Annotated in this window: 15 protein-coding genes; 5 read left to right on the forward strand and 10 right to left on the reverse strand. The window is 70.0% G+C overall.

The features are described from left to right. Window positions 1–13 precede the first annotated feature (13 nt). On the reverse strand, window positions 14–1,063 hold the full coding sequence (locus tag ABKW26_RS16855) for a biotin/lipoate A/B protein ligase family protein (RefSeq protein WP_348595141.1): 1,050 nt from the start codon (window positions 1,061–1,063) through the stop codon (window positions 14–16). A 74-nt stretch (window positions 1,064–1,137) separates the two neighbouring features. Continuing rightward, entirely contained in the window at window positions 1,138–2,727 is a 1,590-nt protein-coding gene (gene cimA / locus ABKW26_RS16860; protein WP_348595142.1) for a citramalate synthase, read from the reverse strand. Window positions 2,728–3,047: 320 nt separating this feature from the next. On the opposite strand from cimA, the gene ABKW26_RS16865 reads away from it, so the two are divergent. From ABKW26_RS16865 to ABKW26_RS16875, 3 genes are read left to right on the forward strand one after another with little or no spacing between them, the layout of a single operon-like run. Further along, the gene (locus ABKW26_RS16865) at window positions 3,048–3,764 is read left to right on the forward strand and encodes a PadR family transcriptional regulator (RefSeq protein WP_348595144.1); all 717 of its coding nucleotides are present in this window, start codon (window positions 3,048–3,050) and stop codon (window positions 3,762–3,764) included. Next, complete coding sequence (locus ABKW26_RS16870) at window positions 3,761–4,507, forward strand: ABC transporter ATP-binding protein (RefSeq protein WP_348595146.1); 747 nt, start codon at window positions 3,761–3,763, stop codon at window positions 4,505–4,507. The genes ABKW26_RS16865 and ABKW26_RS16870 overlap by 4 nt, the downstream gene beginning before the upstream one ends. Further along, window positions 4,504–7,281: an ABC transporter permease gene (locus tag ABKW26_RS16875; RefSeq protein ID WP_348595147.1), complete on the forward strand. Its 2,778-nt coding sequence runs from the start codon at window positions 4,504–4,506 to the stop codon at window positions 7,279–7,281. Before ABKW26_RS16870 ends, ABKW26_RS16875 begins: the two co-directional genes overlap by 4 nt. 99 nt (window positions 7,282–7,380) lie before the next feature. Here ABKW26_RS16875 and ABKW26_RS16880 read toward each other — a convergent pair whose 3' ends face one another. Then, window positions 7,381–8,508 (reverse strand): branched-chain amino acid aminotransferase, encoded by a 1,128-nt coding sequence (locus ABKW26_RS16880; protein ID WP_348595148.1) that lies wholly within the window; start codon window positions 8,506–8,508, stop codon window positions 7,381–7,383. Window positions 8,509–8,624: 116 nt separating this feature from the next. Then, window positions 8,625–9,668: a 3-isopropylmalate dehydrogenase gene (locus ABKW26_RS16885; protein WP_348595149.1), complete on the reverse strand. Its 1,044-nt coding sequence runs from the start codon at window positions 9,666–9,668 to the stop codon at window positions 8,625–8,627. A gap of 108 nt (window positions 9,669–9,776) precedes the next feature. On the opposite strand from ABKW26_RS16885, the gene ABKW26_RS16890 reads away from it, so the two are divergent. Beyond that, a complete protein-coding gene (locus tag ABKW26_RS16890) occupies window positions 9,777–10,085 on the forward strand; it encodes an antibiotic biosynthesis monooxygenase (protein ID WP_348595150.1) in 309 nt (102 codons plus the stop codon). A gap of 67 nt (window positions 10,086–10,152) precedes the next feature. Here the strand turns inward: ABKW26_RS16890 and ABKW26_RS16895 are convergent, their stop codons facing one another. From ABKW26_RS16895 to ABKW26_RS16920, 6 genes are all read right to left on the reverse strand, one after another. Further along, the gene (locus ABKW26_RS16895; protein ID WP_348595151.1) at window positions 10,153–10,752 is read right to left on the reverse strand and encodes an ASCH domain-containing protein; all 600 of its coding nucleotides are present in this window, start codon (window positions 10,750–10,752) and stop codon (window positions 10,153–10,155) included. A gap of 52 nt (window positions 10,753–10,804) precedes the next feature. Then, entirely contained in the window at window positions 10,805–11,254 is a 450-nt protein-coding gene (locus ABKW26_RS16900) for a nitroreductase family deazaflavin-dependent oxidoreductase (protein WP_348595152.1), read from the reverse strand. A gap of 134 nt (window positions 11,255–11,388) precedes the next feature. Beyond that, a complete protein-coding gene (gene ilvC / locus ABKW26_RS16905) occupies window positions 11,389–12,417 on the reverse strand; it encodes a ketol-acid reductoisomerase (protein ID WP_348595154.1) in 1,029 nt (342 codons plus the stop codon). 56 nt (window positions 12,418–12,473) lie between these two features. Continuing rightward, entirely contained in the window at window positions 12,474–12,998 is a 525-nt protein-coding gene (ilvN, locus tag ABKW26_RS16910; RefSeq protein ID WP_348595155.1) for an acetolactate synthase small subunit, read from the reverse strand. Window positions 12,999–13,018: 20 nt separating this feature from the next. Further along, window positions 13,019–14,920 (reverse strand): acetolactate synthase large subunit, encoded by a 1,902-nt coding sequence (locus ABKW26_RS16915; protein ID WP_348595157.1) that lies wholly within the window; start codon window positions 14,918–14,920, stop codon window positions 13,019–13,021. A gap of 305 nt (window positions 14,921–15,225) precedes the next feature. Then, entirely contained in the window at window positions 15,226–15,888 is a 663-nt protein-coding gene (locus ABKW26_RS16920) for a VOC family protein (protein ID WP_348595158.1), read from the reverse strand. Window positions 15,889–15,957: 69 nt separating this feature from the next. On the opposite strand from ABKW26_RS16920, the gene ABKW26_RS16925 reads away from it, so the two are divergent. Next, window positions 15,958–16,551 (forward strand): hypothetical protein, encoded by a 594-nt coding sequence (locus ABKW26_RS16925; RefSeq protein WP_348595159.1) that lies wholly within the window; start codon window positions 15,958–15,960, stop codon window positions 16,549–16,551. Window positions 16,552–16,678: the final 127 nt, after the last annotated feature.

Here is a 16,678-nt window from a genome sequence, read left to right on the forward strand (position 1 = left end):
CGAGCCTCGACCGTCAGGGGACGCGGGCAGTCCACTCCGGCGTCGAGAACTTCGTCTCGACGAGCTCCCGTGCACGCTGCTGCTCGGCCTCCGTCACGTCGCCCTCGGTCGTCGCGTAGCGCGACCGGAAGTGCGCCTTGAACGCCTCGATGACCTCGGCCCGGGCCATGCCCGTCTGCGAGCGGACCGGGTCGACGCGCTTGTTCGCGCTCTTCGTGCCCTTGTCGCTCATCTTCTCGCGGCCGATCCGCAGCACCTCGAGCATCTTGTCAGCATCGATGTCGTACGCCATCGTCACGTGGTGCAGGACCGCCCCGCCGACGAACCGCTTCTGCGCGGCGCCCGCGATCTTCCCGGCGGGCGACGCGATGTCGTTGAGCGGCTGGTAGGTCGCCGCGACGCCGACGTCGGCGAGCGCGCCGAGCACCCAGTCGTCGAGGAAGGCGTAGGACCTCTCGAAGCTCAGGCCCTCGACGAGGGAGGCGGGCACGGTGAGCGAGTACGTGATCGTGTTGCCGGGCTCGATGAACATCGCCCCACCGCCCGAGATCCGGCGGACCACGGTGATGCCGTGCTTCTCGGCGCCCTCGGGGTCGACCTCGTTCTTCAGGGACTGGAACGAGCCGATGACGACAGCGGGTGCGCCCCACTCCCAGATGCGCAGCGTGGGTCCGCGCGTCCCGGCGTCGACGGACTCGCTGATGGCCTGGTCGAGCGCCATGTGCATGGCGGGCGACTGGGCACCGTCGTGGACGATCTCGAAGGTGTGGTCGTGCCAGCCGGTCGCGTGACCGAGCGCGCGGCGCACGGCGATCGCCACCGCCTCGGCGTTGAAGCCGACGAGCGTCGCGTCGGGACGCAGCGCGCGGGTGATCGCGGCGCTGAGCACGGCGACGGACGACGACACGGGCATGCCCGCGAGCGCACCGTTGATGTCCAGGAGTGCGTCGTCGGGCTCGAGGAAGAAGTCTCCGCTCACCGCGACGTCGCTCAACGCCTCGTCGACGACCTCGAGATCGATCGCGACGAGCTTGCCACCAGGAACCTTGTATTCACCTTTCACACCTTCAGCGTAGGCGCGACGGAGGGTCCGGTCAGCGGACGACGGCTATGCCGTTGCTCACCCCCGCGCGACGCTCAGCGCGGGTTGACCCCGGCGTGGATGAGCCCGTAGATCGCCGAGTCGGTCAGCGCCTCCCAGGAGGCTTCGAGGATGTTCGGCCCCACCCCGACGGTGGACCAGCTCGTCTGCCCGTCCGTCGTCTCGATGAGCACGCGGGTGACGGCGTCCGTCCCGTGCATCTGGTCGAGGATGCGGACCTTGAAGTCGATGAGCTCGAACTCCTCGATCTCGGGATAGATGCGCGTGAGTGCGAGCCGGAGGGCCTGGTCGAGCGCGTTGACCGGCCCGTTGCCCTCGCCGGTCGTCACGACGCGCTCGCCGCCGGCGTTGAGCTTGACCGTCGCCTCGGCGATGGCGTCCGTCCCGCGGTGGCCGTGCCGCTCGACGATGGCCCGCCAGCTCTCGACGTCGAAGTACTGGGGGCGCTCCCCCATCATCTCCTCGATGAGGAGCAGCTCGAACGAGGCGTCGGCGGCGTCGTACGTGTACCCGTTGGCCTCGGCGTCCTTGACACGTGCGGTGATGCGCGTGAGGACCTCGCCCTGTCCGGAGAGGTCGAATCCGAGCTCGCGGCCCTTGAGCTCGATGGTCGCGCGACCGGCCATGTCGGAGATGAGCATGCGCATGTCGTTGCCGACGAGCCGGGGGTCGATGTGCTGGTAGAGGTCGGGGTCCACCTTGATCGCGGAGGCGTGGAGACCGGCCTTGTGGGCGAACGCGCTCGCGCCGACGTAGGGCTGGCGTGCGTAGGGCGAGATGTTGGTGATCTCGCTGATGGCGTGCGCGATGCGGCTCGCCTCGGTGAGCCCCGCCCCGGCCAGCAGGGTGCGCCCGTGCTTGATCTCGAGGTTGGCGACGACGGTGATGAGATCGGCGTTGCCGGTGCGCTCGCCGTAGCCGTTGATCGTCCCCTGGACGTGGGAGCAGCCCGCGTCGACGGCCGCGAGCGTGTTCGCGACCGCGCACCCGCTGTCGTTGTGGGCGTGCATGCCGAGGATCGCGTCGCCGCCGACTGTCTCGCGCACGTCCCCGACGATGTCGGTGACCCAGTGCGGGAGCATGCCGCCGTTCGTGTCGCAGAGGGTGACGACCTCGGCACCGGCCTCGAACGCTGCGACCACGGCACTCCGTGAGTAGGCGGCGTCGAAGCGGTAGCCGTCGAAGAAGTGCTCGGCGTCGAGGACCACGCGCCGCCCCTCGGCCACGAGGAACGCCACGGTGTCGGTGATCATCGCGAGGTTCTCCTCGGCGGTGGTCCGCAGGGCCCGCTCGGCGTGCCGGACGTCGGACTTCGCGACGAGGGTGACGACCGGCGCGCCGGAGTGGAGCAGCGCGAGGACCTGTGGGTCCTCGGAGGCACGGAGCCCCACCTTGCGGGTGGCGCCGAACGCCGCGAGGACGGCGTTCTTCAGCGTGAGCTCGCCGGCTGCCCGCGCGAAGAAGTCCGTGTCCTTCGGGACGGCACCAGGCCAGCCTCCCTCGATGAAACCGACCCCGAGCTCGTCGAGCAGCGGCGCGATGGCGAGCTTGTCCGCGACGGACAGGTTCATGCCTTCCTGCTGCGCGCCGTCGCGCAGGGTGGTGTCGTAGACGTGGAAGCTCACGGGGAACTCTCTTCCGTGCGGTGGTGCAGGTGCGGACAGACGGTCTCAGAGCATTGTGCGGGATCGACGGCAGGGGTGGCGTCGTCGTCCAGCAACAAAAAAACCCCCCGGGGGTGCGGGAGGTTTGCGCGTCCGGAGGTGACCGGACGCGCTAGGTGATGAGGAGCTGCGAAGCGCTCATGTGTGTCATGCCTCACATCATGCCACACGCTCCCGGGTGCACTCGGCGCTCGTTCGCCGACAGAGACGCCTTGACACCTTGTAGTTACTCGGTAACCATGACTTCACCAGCGTACTTACCGAGTAACCACAGGGGTGTCATGTCCGTCCGACAAGGAATGCTCGCGATCCTCTCCCAGGGCCCGATGCACGGCTACCAGCTCAAGCAAGAGTTCGAGGCACGCACCGGAGGGACATGGCCCCTGAACATCGGACAGGCCTACACCACGCTCTCCCGCCTCCAGAGGGACGGCCTCGTCGACGCGCTCCCCGTCGAGGAAGGCGCTCCAGAACGCTTCGCCCTCACCGACGCAGGCCGCGACGAGGTCACCGCCTGGTGGACCGAGCCGGTCCGGCGCGACACCCCCGCTCGCGACGAGCTCGCGATCAAGCTCGCCCTGGCCGTCACGGTGCCCGGGGTCGACGTCCGCGCGATCGTCCAGATGCAGCGCACCGAGAGCCTGCGTGCGCTCCGCGACTTCACACGCCTCAAGTCGCGCCCGCGCCGCACCGGTGACACGGCGCCGGCCCCTCGGACGGGCAAGGCCCGAGCACAGCAGCAGGACGAGGCCGCCGCGCTCCAGGCGCTGACCGCCGCCCGCGAGGCAGGCTCCCCCCAGGCCGAGCTCGCCTGGTCGCTCGTGCTCGACTCCCTCATCTTCGGCATGGAGGCCGAGACACGTTGGCTCGACCACGTCGAGGCGCGGGTGGCACGCGCGGCCGAAGGTCGACCAACCACGACCTCGACCACCAGCACGACGCCGCCCCTCCCCGCCCACGTGACCCGAGGCACCACCGCTCCCGGAGCCGCCCGATGAGCGCCGACCTCGGACCCGTCGTCCTCACCATCACCGACGCGCACCGCACCCACGGGAGCGGCGCCCACGAGGTGCACGCCCTGCGCGGCCTCAACCTCCAGGTCCGCGCCGGTGAGCTCGTCGCCGTCATGGGACCCTCCGGCTCCGGCAAGTCCACCCTCCTCAACATCGCCGGAGGCCTCGACACCCTCACCACAGGCAACATCACCGTCGCTGGCCACGACCTCGGCGGTGTGACCAACGCCCGGCGCGCTCAGCTGCGTCGTGCGCACATCGGCTACGTCTTCCAGGACTACAACCTCGTGCCGGCGCTCACCGCAGTGGAGAACGTGTCCCTGCCGCTGGAGTTCGACGGTGTGCGCCCCCACGTCGCACGCGTCGAGTCGCTCGCGGCGCTCGCCGAGACCGGCGCCCTCGACATCGCCGACCTCTTCCCCGACCAGCTCTCCGGCGGTCAGCAGCAGCGGGTGGCGATCGCCCGCGCACTCGTCGGTCCACGCCGTCTGCTCCTCGCCGACGAGCCCACCGGCGCACTCGACTCCGTCGCCGGCGAGGAGATCATGCAGGTCCTCCGCGCCCGGATCGACGACGGTGCCGCCGGCCTCATGGTCACCCACGACGCGCGCTACGCCGCCTGGGCGGACCGCACCGTCTTCCTCCGCGACGGCCGGGTCACCGACTCGACCGGGGTGCTCGCGTCCGTCGAGTCCCTCCTCGCCGGGGCGGCAGGTCACGGCGGATGACCGGGCGCACCCTGCCCACCGCGCTGCGGTGGGCAGCACGGTGGCGCGCCGCCGTGCGGATCGCACGCCGCGACGCCACCCGCCACCGTGGACGGACTGCACTCGTCGCCGCGCTCGTCGCCCTGCCCCTCGTCGCCGGGTCCGCCGGGCTCGTCCTCCTCCGCTCGACCGAGCCGAGCGACGCGAGCATCGTCCGCGACTCGCTCGGCCCGCACATCCAGGCGCGTCTGACCATGGAGTGCGACGGCTTCCCGTACAAGCCGTCGAGCGTCGGCGAATCCTGGTGCGAATGGGTCGACGAACCCGTCTCGTGGACCGCAGACGAGATGGACACCGCCTTCACGGCAGCGCTCCCGCCCGGGAGCACGGTCCTCCCCGTCCGCACCGCGCTCGTCGACTACATCGACGGTCGCCGGTCTCAGGTCTCGAAGAGCTACACCGAGGTCGACCTCACCGACGACACCTTCAGCTCGCTGGCTGCCCTCGAGAGCGGCCGCGCTCCACGCGACGCGTCCGAGATCCTCGTCAGCGGCCACATGGCACGGTCAGCAGTCCTCGACGTCGGCGACACGGTCGATCTCCGACCAGCGCTGCACGGAGCGGTGCCGACCACACCGCCCGTGACGTTCACCGTGGTCGGGATCGGCCGCGTCGGGGCGGGAGTCCCCGTGGACTTCGTCGCCCTGCCCGGATCACCTCTGGTTCTGCCCTTCGACGACGCGAACCCGAGCACCTGGTACGTCACCGGCGACGCTCCCGTCCTGCGCGAGCACGCCGAGCTGCTCTACCCCCTCGGCGTCGAGGTGCTCAGCCGCGACGTCATCGTCACCCCCGAAGCGAGCCTCGCGCACTCCGGGTCCATGGTGTCGGTCGCGTACATGCTCCCCTACCGGGTCGGCTCGACCACCCTCGTCGCCGATGTTGCTGTCCTTGTCATCATCGGGGCGCTGGTCCTCCTCGAGGCCGTCCTCCTCATCGGTCCGGCCTTCGTCGTCGGGGCACGTCGCGAGACGCGCAACCTCGCCCTGATCGCTGCGACAGGTGGCGAGCCGGCAGACCTCCGACGGATCGTCCTCGCGACGGGCCTCGTCGTGGGCGGCGGCGGCGCTCTTGCCGGAACTGTGCTCGGCGCGGCCCTCGGCGTGGCTCTCGTCCCGGCGCTCCGGACCCAGGACATCTACGTGCCCGACGTCGCGATACCCGTCGCCGAGCTGTGTGCACTGGCGCTCGCCGGGACGGCGATCGCTCTTGCAGCGGCATGGTGGCCGGCACGGCAGGCGGCGCGGACGGACGTCGTCGCGGCCCTCAGCGGCCGTCGCCCAGTCATACCCGGCCGTCGCCGGATGCCCGTCACCGGGCTCGCCTGCCTCGCGATCGGTGTCGTCGCCGTGTTCGTCGGCGCCCTCGCCGGGTGGACCGTGGTGCTCCTCCTGGGGATCCTCGCGCTCCAGGTCGGTGTCATCGGGACCGCAGGTTCCCTCGTGGGTCGCCTCGCACGAGCAGCCCACCGCACCTCCCCGTCGCTCCGGTACGCCCTGCGCGACGCGGACCGGCACCGTGCACGGACGGCTCCGGCGCTCGCGGCGATCATCGCCGTGACCACGGTCGCCGCAGCCGGACTGACCTTCCAGGCGTCGCAGGACGCGAGCGAGCAGCGTTTCCAGCTGCCCGACGCCGCGGTCGGGACGCTCATCGTGGACATCGCGCCACCAGTGCCGGGCACAGGTGCCGCGACCTCCACCCGCCCCTGGCTCGAGAGCGTCGAGGCGTACCGCCAAGCGCTCGTGGGCCCGCTCGGCGGCGTTCCGATCATCGAGGTGAGAGCGCCCGTCCCGCCTCCCGGCAGCCCCGCCGAGCGCATCGAGGTCCTCCGACCACCCGAGAACGCGTGCCGGGCGGAGCAGCAAGGCTCGGACCCACGGTGCGGCGGCCAGCTCTGGACCGACAATCCCTTCAGCTCCGACGCCGAGATGGGTCCGGTCCTCGTGGACGACGGCGGCATGGCCCGCGCGCTGGCGCTGCCAGGCGCCGATGAGACCGCCGAGGCGCTCGCGAGCGAGCACGTCGTGGTGGCCTCGGAACGCGACCTGCGGACCGACGCCGACGGGTCGACCGTCGCCCATCTCGCGGTGCCGGGCGAGGACGAGCCCGTGGTCGTCCCGGCTGTCGCCCACCAGTGGGGCGAGTGGAGATACAGGCTGATCCTGCCACCCGGTGTCGTCGAGCAGATCGGGTGGACGAGTACACCGGTCGGGTTCGTGGTGCCTGCGACGGCTCGCCTGACCGGGACGCCAGGAGACCCGTCGTGGGCGCTTCCTGAAGTCCCCGGGATCCAAGCGTGGTCGACTGAGACGACCCCGTCGTACTCCGCGTCGAGCGGACCGCTGGTCGCCGCGATCGCCGGTGCCGCGCTCCTGAGCGTCCTGGCGACGTGGATCGTCGTCGGGCTCGCGGCAGCCGAGTCCCGCCCCGACCTCGCGACGATCTCCGCCGTCGGCGCATCTCCGCGCACGCGACGCGCGCTGGCCGGCGCCCAAGCGGGAGTGCTCGCCGTGGTCGGGACCGGCCTCGGGATCGGTGCAGGAGTCTTCTTCGGCGGTGTGCTCGTGCTCGCAGAACGCGTGAAGTCGGACGGGATGGGCTGGACGTGGCAGCTCGAGCTCCCGTGGCTCTTCCTTGCGCTCCTCGCGTCCACCGGGCCGCTCCTGGCGATCGGAGGCGCGGCCCTCGCCACGCGCTCGCACCTCCCGCTCACCCGTCGTCTGGCGTCATGAGGCGGCGCTCGTCCTGACAGGTCGGCGGAGACGGCGACGGTCGGCCCTCGCCATGGCGTGGGCCGACCGTCGTCGTCCAGGAGAGGAGCGGCCCCCGGGTCAGACGAGCCGTGTCATCCACCCGTGCCGATCGGCGGCGCGGCCGTTCTGGATGTCGGTGAGCTCGCCGCGGATCGTCATCGTCACGCTGCCTGCGGCACCGTCGGCGATGGTGAGATCGAACTCCTCGCCGGCCAGGCGGCCGATCGGGGTGATGACGGCGGCGGTCCCGCACGCGAACACCTCGGAGTACGAGCCGTCCGCCAGACCTTCACGGACCTCCGAGAGAAGGATCCGGCGCTCGACGACCTCGTGGCCACGGTCGGTGAGGAGCTGGATGATCGAGGACCGCGTGACGCCCTCGAGGATCGACCCCGTGAGCTCCGGGGTCTCGACCGAGCCGTCGGCGCGGACGAAGAAGACGTTCATGCCGCCGAGCTCTTCGATGGCAGTGTTCGTCGAGGCGTCGAGGAAGCAGACCTGCTCGCAGCCCTTCTCGTGCGCCTGCGTCTGCGGCAGGAGGCTGGCGGCATAGTTGCCGCCGCACTTCGCCGCGCCCGTGCCGCCCGCGCCCGCACGGTGGAAGTCCTGCGCCACCCAGATGGCCACCGGCTTCACGCCGCCGGCGAAGTACGGCCCCACGGGTGACGCGATGACGAGGAACTCTGCCTCGAGAGACGGACGGACGCCGAGGAACGCTTCCGACGCGTACATGAACGGCCGCAGGTACAGGCTCGTCTCCTCCCCCGTCGGGACCCACTCGACGTCGGTACGGACGAGCGCTGCGGCCGCACCGATGAAGTCGTCGGACGGCAGGACGGGGAGGGCGAGCCGCTCCGCCGAACGTGCGAAACGGGCGGCGTTCGCCTCCGGACGGAAGGCCCAGATGCTCCCGTCGTCGTGACGGTAGGCCTTGAGGCCCTCGAAGATCTCCTGGCCGTAGTGCAGCACGGCGCTGGCGGGGTCGAGGAGGAGCGGGCCGTACTTCTCGACGCGACGGTCGGTCCACCCGTCGGCCGACGACCACGTGACGCGAGCCATGTGGTCGGTGAACACGGTCCCGAACTTCGGCGCGGCGATGGCCGACGCCCGCGCCTCCGGAGAGAGGGGGGAGTCCGTGCGGTGGATCTCGAACCGTGCGGCGACGTCGTCGACGGTCGTGGACGATTCTGGGAGAGCGATGCTCATTTCAAAGGCCTTTCACCTGGCGACCCCTGCATTTTCCCACGCCCGACCCCGTTGTGGGTCCTGCGCTGCAAGGTGTCTCTCGATCGGGAGACCGGTGAAGACGACCGAGGAAGGCTCTAGCCGCGCACGCGGTCAGCGAGCTCGGTGCCGACCTCGGTCGTCGACCGTACTCGGCTCCCCCGCTCGGCGAGGTCGGCGGCGACGGCTGTCTCGACGCGCTGCGCCTCGTCAGCGAGTCCCAGGTGGTCGAGGAGCATCTTCACGGACAGGACGGTCGCCGTCGGGTCGGCCTTGCCCTGGCCCGCGATGTCGGGCGCCGAGCCGTGGACGGGCTCGAACATCGACGGCGCGGTCCGGTCAGGGTTGATGTTGGCCGACGCGGCCAGCCCGATACCGCCCGTGATCGCCGCAGCCTGGTCGGTGAGGATGTCACCGAAAAGGTTGTCCGTGACGATGACGTCGAAGCGCGACGGGTTCGTCGTGAGGAAGATCGTCGCGGCGTCGACGTGCAGGTAGTCGGTCGTCACGTCCGGGAAGTCCGCGTTGACGGCCTCGACCGTGCGACGCCACAGGTGGCCGGCGTGGACGAGGACGTTGTGCTTGTGGACGAGGGTGAGGTGCTTGCGAGGCCGCGCCTGCGCACGGGAGAAGGCGTCGCGGACGACGCGCTCGACACCGAACGCCGTGTTGACGCTCACCTCGTTGGCGACCTCGTGCGGCGTGCCGACGCGGATGGCACCGCCGTTGCCGACGTACGGACCCTCGGTGCCTTCGCGCACGACGACGAAGTCGATCTCGCCAGGCTCGGCCAGCGGCGACTTCACTCCCTGGTAGAGCTTGCCGGGGCGGAGGTTGACGTAGTGGTCGAGCGCGAACCGGAGCTTGAGGAGCAGCCCGCGCTCGAGGACGCCGGACGGGACCGACGGGTCACCGATCGCCCCGAGGAGGATGGCGTCGTGAGCGCGGATCGCGGAGAGGTCCTCGTCGGTGAGGGTCTCGCCCGTCGTGTGCCAGCGCTGGGCGCCGAGGTTGAACTCGGTCGTGGTGACCGAGACATCGGACCCCGCGAGGACTGCGTCGAGGACTGCGAGCCCTTGCTCGACGACCTCGATCCCGATTCCGTCGCCGGCCACAACTGCAAGATCGATGTTCCGCGTCATGCCGGAGATCCTACGCGCGGTCCCAGGTGCCGGGACGCACATCTCATCATCCGATCACGCCGTTCAGCGCTGACCTCGGGCCGGCGCCCGGGTGCGATGCTGGTGTCCATGACTGTTGTGAAGATCAACGCGATCGACCTCCCCGCCGGTTCAGGTTCCGAGCTGGAGAAGCGCTTCGCGGCGCGGAAGGGTGCCGTCGAGGGCTCCCCCGGATTCCTGGGCTTCGAGCTCCTGCGCCCGGTCGCGGGCGAGACGCGCTACTTCGTCTACACGAGGTGGGAGACCGAGGAGGACTACCAGGCGTGGGCCGCCGGTCCTGCTCGCGCGGCCCACGCCGGATCCGGAGACCGGCCGGCCCCGGTCTCCACCGGTGCGAGCCTCCTCGAGTTCGAGGTCGTGCTCAGCGTCGAGCCCTGACGCACGCGTCGCGTTCCCACGCAGGACCAGCCCGCGCGTCCGTGGGACCGGTTGACGCCCCTGCGGCTCAGCGCGTGGGCGTCGGGTAGAGCAGCTCGAAGCGCTCGGTGACGACCTGGAACCCCGCCGGCAGCGTCGGCAGGCCGAGGACCCGGGTGAAGTACGTCGTGTGCTCGGCCCGCCACGACTCGAGGGAACGGTCGTCCTCGCCCTCGGCGGACGCGAAGTCTGCGGTCACCTCGTCGAACGGCACGATCTCGACCTCGGTGGTCCGGATGAGTGCGGCCGGGTGCCCCTCGCCGTCGAGGATGATCGACAGCTCGCCGGCCTCCGGGATCGGGGTGTCGTCGGCGTCGTAGTCGGAGAGCGCCGAGGACGTCGCCGTCTTGGTCCCAGCCAGCACGAGCGCGAGCAGCTCGTCGGCGATCCGAGGGTTGTCACCGAAGGCCCAGGCTGCTGGAGCGACGCCTGCGGCAGCGCTCACCCCTCCGACGACGGCGATGTCGCCGAGCCCGGCGTGGCCGCGCGCCGCCTCCCAGAACTCGGCGGTCTCGCTGTCCGCCACGGTGCCACCACCCTGCTGCGCGGCCTCGACCGCGGCGTACGGCGAGTCGTCGGGGGCACCGGTGGTGGCGTCGGTCTCGGGCGTGGCGTCGTTGTCCGTCATGGAGGAATCATGCCTCAGGCGTACGGGGCGCGCGCAACCGTTCGGTCGTGACTCAGGCTCCGGCGTCGGTGAGAGGTTCGAGAACCAGGACGGGGATGGTGCGCTCGGTCTTCAGGGCGTAGTCGGCGTAGTCCGGGTAGGCGTCCACAGCCCGGGCCCACCACTCGTCGCGCTCTGCTCCCGTCACCTCGCGCGCCGTCATGTCCCGCTTCTCCGGTCCGTCCTGGAGCGCGACCCGCGGGTGGGCCAGCAGGTTGTAGTACCAGACCGGGTGCTTGGGCGCGCCGCCGAGCGACGCGACGACCGCGTACCGGCCGTCGTGCTCCACCCGCATGAGCGGCGTCTTGCGGACCATTCCGGTCTTCGCGCCGGTGGTCGTGAGGATGACGACCGGCATGCCCCTCATCGTGGTCCCTCGGGTGCCTCCCGAGGACTCGTACTCCTCGACCTGGTCGCGGGCGCGCTTCTCGGGGCTCGGTGCATAGGTGCCGTCACGTTCCATGGTGTCAGTCAAGCACCATCTCGCACCCGTGCACGGCGAGCCGTACGCACCAGACAGCAGCGACGACACAGGGGCGGGCCAGTCTGCGTGAGCAGACAGGCCCGCCCCTGTGAGGACGTGCGCGGAGCGTCGGATCAGCGTCCGGCGCTTCCCTCGACGTAGTCCGAGTCGGACGGCTTGACCCAGGCGAACAGCTTGCGCAGCTCGCGGCCGGTGGCCTCGATCGGGTGCTGCTCGCCCTTGGCGCGCAGCTCCTTGAACTCCGGCGCCCCGTAGTCCTGGTCGTTGATGAAGCGCTCGGCGAAGGCACCGTTCTGGATGTCCGCGAGGACAGCCTTCATGTTCTCCTTCACCTCGGGGGTGATGACGCGCGGGCCGGAGACGTAGTCGCCGTACTCGGCCGTGTCGGAGACGGACCAGCGCTGCTTCGCGATGCCACCCTCCCACATGAGGTCGACGATGAGCTTGAGCTCGTGGAGCACCTCGAAGTACGCGACCTCGGGCTGGTAGCCGGCCTCGGTGAGGACCTCGAAGCCGTACTGCACGAGCTGCGAGGCGCCACCGCAGAGGACGGCCTGCTCGCCGAAGAGGTCCGTCTCGGTCTCTTCGGTGAAGGTCGTCTTGATGCCGGCGGCGCGCAGGCCACCGATCGCCTTGCCGTAGGAGAGCGCGAGGTCCCACGCCGAGCCGGACGCGTCCTGCTCGACCGCGACGATGACAGGCACGCCGCGACCGTCGAGGAACTCGCGGCGCACGAGGTGGCCCGGTCCCTTCGGGGCGACCATGACGACGTCGAGGCCGGCAGCGGGCTTGATGTAGCCGAAGCGGATGTTGAAGCCGTGGCCGAAGACGAGAGCAGCACCCTCGTTGAGGTTGGGCGCGATCTCCTCGGCGTACACGTGACGCTGCACCTGGTCCGGAGCGAGGATGACGACGACGTCGGCCTCCTTGACGGCCTCGACGACCGAGACGACGCGCAGCCCCTCGTTCTCCGCCTTCGCGCGCGAGGCAGAGCCGTCGCGGAGGCCGACGCGGACGTCGACACCCGAGTCGCGCAGGTTCAGCGCGTGCGCGTGACCCTGGCTCCCGTAGCCGATGACGGCGACCTTGCGGCCGGCGATGATGGACAGATCGGCGTCGTCGTCGTAGAAAAGCTCAGCCACCGTGGATCTCCTTGGTTTGGTGTGGGTGTGTGGTGCAGAGGAAGGAAAGACGTGGGTCAGGCGGTGCGTGCGACGCGTTCGAGCGCCCGGTCCGTGATCGAGCGGGCACCGCGACCGATGCCGACGGTGCCGGACTTGACGATCTCACGGATGCCGAAGGGCTCCAGCGCCCCCAGGAGCGCCGCGAGCTTCTCGGGGTTGCCGGTCGCCTCGATCGTCACGGCATCGGGGACGACGTCGACGACGTGCGCGCGGAAGAGCTGGACGACCTCGAGGACGTGCGTGCGGTTCGCGAGGTCGGCACGGACCTTGACGAGCATGAGCTCGCGCTGGACCGCCGCGGCCGGGTCGAGCTCGACGATCTTGATGACGTTGACGAGCTTGTTCAGCTGCTTCGTCACCTGCTCGAGCGGGAGCTCGTCCACGTCGACGACGACGGTCACGCGCGAGAGGTCCTCGTGCTCCGTCGGTCCGACGGCGAGTGAGTGGATGTTGAAGGACCTGCGGGCGAAGAGGCCGGCGATGCGCGTGAGCACACCGGGCTTGTTCTCCACGAGCACCGAGAGGGTGTGACGAGTCATGTCTTCTTCTGCCTTCCCTGTCAGTCTTCGCGGTCCCACGCGGGCGAGATGCCGCGTGCGTACTGGATGTCGTCGTTGCTCACACCGGTCGCGACCATCGGCCAGACCATCGCGTCTCGGGAGACGTTGAAGTCGATCACGACGGGCTGGTCGTTGATCTGCTCGGCGCGCTTGATCGCGGCGTCGACCTCGTTGGCGTGCTCGACCCGGATACCCACGCAGCCGTACGCGTCGGCGAGCTTGACGAAGTCGGGGACGCGGATGGTGCCGTGACCCGTGTTGAGGTCCGTGTTGGAGTAGCGCGACTCGTAGAAGAGCGTCTGCCACTGCCGCACCATCCCGAGGGACGAGTTGTTGATGAGCGCGACCTTGATGGGGATGTCGTTGATCGTGCAGGTGGCGAGCTCCTGGTTGGTCATCTGGAAGCAGCCGTCACCGTCGATCGCCCAGACCGTGCGCTCGGGCTGTCCCACCTTGGCACCCATCGCGGCAGGGATGGAATAGCCCATGGTGCCGAGACCACCCGAGTTGAGCCACGTGTTGGGCCGCTCGTACTTGATGAACTGCGCAGCCCACATCTGGTGCTGGCCGACGCCCGCGACGTAGATGCTGTCCGGTCCGGAGATCTCCCCGAGGCGCGTGATGACGTGCTGTGGCGAGAGGTGACCGTCCTCGGGTTCGGTGAATCCCAGGGGGTACGTCTCGCGCCAGCTGTCGATCTGACGCCACCAGGCCTCGACATCGGGCTTGCCGTGCACCTCCTGCTCCCGCTGGAGCTCGGGCAGCAGGTCGGTGATGACCTCCTTGAGGTCACCGACGATCGGCACGTCCGCAGTCCGGTTCTTGCTGATCTCGGCGGGGTCGATGTCCGCGTGGATGATCGTCGCGTGCGGCGCGAAGCTCGAGAGCTTGCCCGTGACGCGGTCGTCGAACCGTGCTCCCAGGGCGAAGACGAGGTCGGCCTTCTGCAGCGCCGAGACCGCGGGGACCGTCCCGTGCATGCCGGGCATGCCCAGGTTCTGCGGGTGGGTGTCGGGCAGAGCCCCGCGGGCCATGAGCGTCGTGACGGCTGCCGCACCGGACAGGTCGACGAGCTTGCGCAGCTCTGCAGCCGCTCCGGAACGGATCGCCCCGCCGCCGATGTAGAGCACGGGGCGTCGCGCCGCCGCGAGGAGGCGAGCCGCCTCGCGGATCTGCTTGCTGTGCGGCTTCGTCACCGGGTGGTACCCAGGAAGATTCATCTCCTGCGGCCAGGAGAAGGTCGTGCGCGACTGCATCGCCGACTTCGCGATGTCGACGAGGACGGGGCCGGGGCGGCCGGTCGAGGCGATGTGGAAGGCCTCGGCGATGACCCTGGGGATGTCGTCGGGGTTCGTGACGAGGAAGTTGTGCTTGGTGATCGGGAGCGTGATCCCGACGATGTCTGCTTCCTGGAACGCGTCGGTCCCGATGAGCGAGGCGCCCACCTGTCCCGTGATCGCGACCATGGGGATGGAGTCCATGTTGGCGTCGGCGATGGGTGTCACGAGGTTGGTCGCGCCGGGCCCTGACGTCGCCATGGTGACGCCGACCCGACCTGTCGCGTGCGCGTAGCCCGAGGCTGCGTGGCCGCCACCCTGCTCGTGGCGCACAAGGATGTGCCGGAGCTTCGTCGAGTCCATGAGCGGGTCGTAGGTCGGCAGGATCGCGCCTCCGGGGATGCCGAAGACCACCTCGACGCCGGCCGACTCGAGTGAGCGGACGATGGACTCGGCGCCGGTCATCTCCTGCGGCGCGACGACCTCGGCGGCGGCGCGGCGCGCGCCCTGCGGCGACTGGCTCGGTGCCGGCTTGGGCGCGCTGGGCGTCGGTGCCTGCGTCGCGGCGGTGTCGCCTGTCTTCACGCCGCTTCGCAGCGGTGTCGGGGTGGGGCCCTGGACCATCAGGTTCTCCTGTGTGTGGTACTGGGTGGAAGCTGCTACCGGATCGACGGTCACTGTGGTGACGTGCGTCGCGGCGACATGTTGTGGTGACATGAAAAAACCCCTCGCACCCGGTAGGGCTCTTCGAGGGGTAAGCGCGCTGACGAGACCTAAGTGGTGGGCCTCAGCCGGCGCGCTTAGGAAGTACTACGAGGATGGACGTCTGCACAAGAAGCACACTACGCCCCCCACGCAGCGATGTCACCTGACGGCCATAGGGTCTCAGCCCGTGGGACCCGCACCGGACATCCCGGGAGGCTCCGGGCTCAGGAACGCCCCTCGGGCGTGCAGAGGCACACCTCGTTCCCCTCGGCGTCCGCGACGACCCAGAACCGCGGCGCGGCGGCGTCGGAGACGAGCACTCCGCCGGCATCGAGGATCGCTGCCAGCCGCTCCGCCGACTGCTCGTGGGCGACCGTCACGTCGAGATGGATGCGGTTGCGCTGCGGTCTCGGCGCATCCATCTGTTGGAACCAGATCGACGGCCCGATCCCCCGCGGGTCGGCGAGGTCCGTCACGCCGTCGACGGTGGTGGCGCCGTCGACATAGGCGAACGCGGCCTTCCAGAACGGACGCACGCGAGGGATGTCCAGCGCGTCGACGGCGATCTCTGTGACCTGCGGCGATCCACCGCTCGGGACGAGCCCGTCGTCGCGGGCGATCTCGGCGATCGTCAGGGCGAGCCCGACGTCACGCGAGGTGACGGCTCGGACGTCGTGGCTCACGAGGACCAGGTGGACCTCGCCGTAGCGCAGGTCGATGTCCGGGTGATGGCCGGCGGCGTCGGCAGCCTCGCAGACGCGTCCGGCGAACCGTACGCCGGCAGACAGGCCGTCCACGGCGAAGGCGGCGTGCAGACGCCCGACGAAGAGGTGCCACGGCGTACCGCGCAGCCCGGCGATAATCTCGGCATCCGTGAGGTCGGCCATAAGATCCACTCTGACACCTAGAGTGTGAGGGCACAACGGCCGAACAGAACAGCACCAGGAGGACACGCCATGACGCGCGAGACACGACGCGGACGTGCAGCAGTGCGTCCCCACGCGGTGTCCTCGGCGCTCACGGTCGCTCTGACACTGACACTGACGGCGTGCGGTGACGGCCGGATCACCCCGGCACGTTCCTCCGCCCCTGACGACCTCGACTACACGGAGGTCGCCGGCTCGATCACCGACAAGCAGATGCAGTCGACCGTCACGATCAACGGACTCGTCCCGAACTTCCCTGTGCCCGAGGGCGTCGATGCTCCGGACGGCGTCGAGGCGTACGTCCTCGTCGACGTGACCCTCTCGACCGGCTCGGAGATCGCAGCCACGACCGGCCCCACGGACTTCCAGCTGCAGTCGGCCTCGGGCGACCCTCTCCTCGCGGACCCGAGCCTCGAGGTGGCACTCACGAGTGCCACGTTCTGGCCGCTCGAGGAGCTCACCAAGGGCCAGAGCCAACGAGGCTGGGTGGCGTTCCCGCTCACGTGGGACACCCTCGACGGTGCGGTGTTCGTCATGACGCGACCGTCCGAGGCCGCTCTCGACAACGGACTCGCGCTCGAGGCCGCCGAGTTCCAGGTCCCGCTCAGCGCCGACGCAGGATGACGAGCGCCGCCGAAGACCAGCGCCACCTCGTGATCAGCACCGCCCGGTGACTAGCCCCGCCCGGTGACGAACGCCACCCAGCCTCGTTGGCTCTGGCCCTTGGTGAGCTCCTCGAGCGGCCAGAACG

It is taken from the genome of Sanguibacter sp. 25GB23B1, assembly GCF_040012415.1.
Classification (GTDB): Bacteria; Actinomycetota; Actinomycetes; order Actinomycetales; family Cellulomonadaceae; genus Sanguibacter.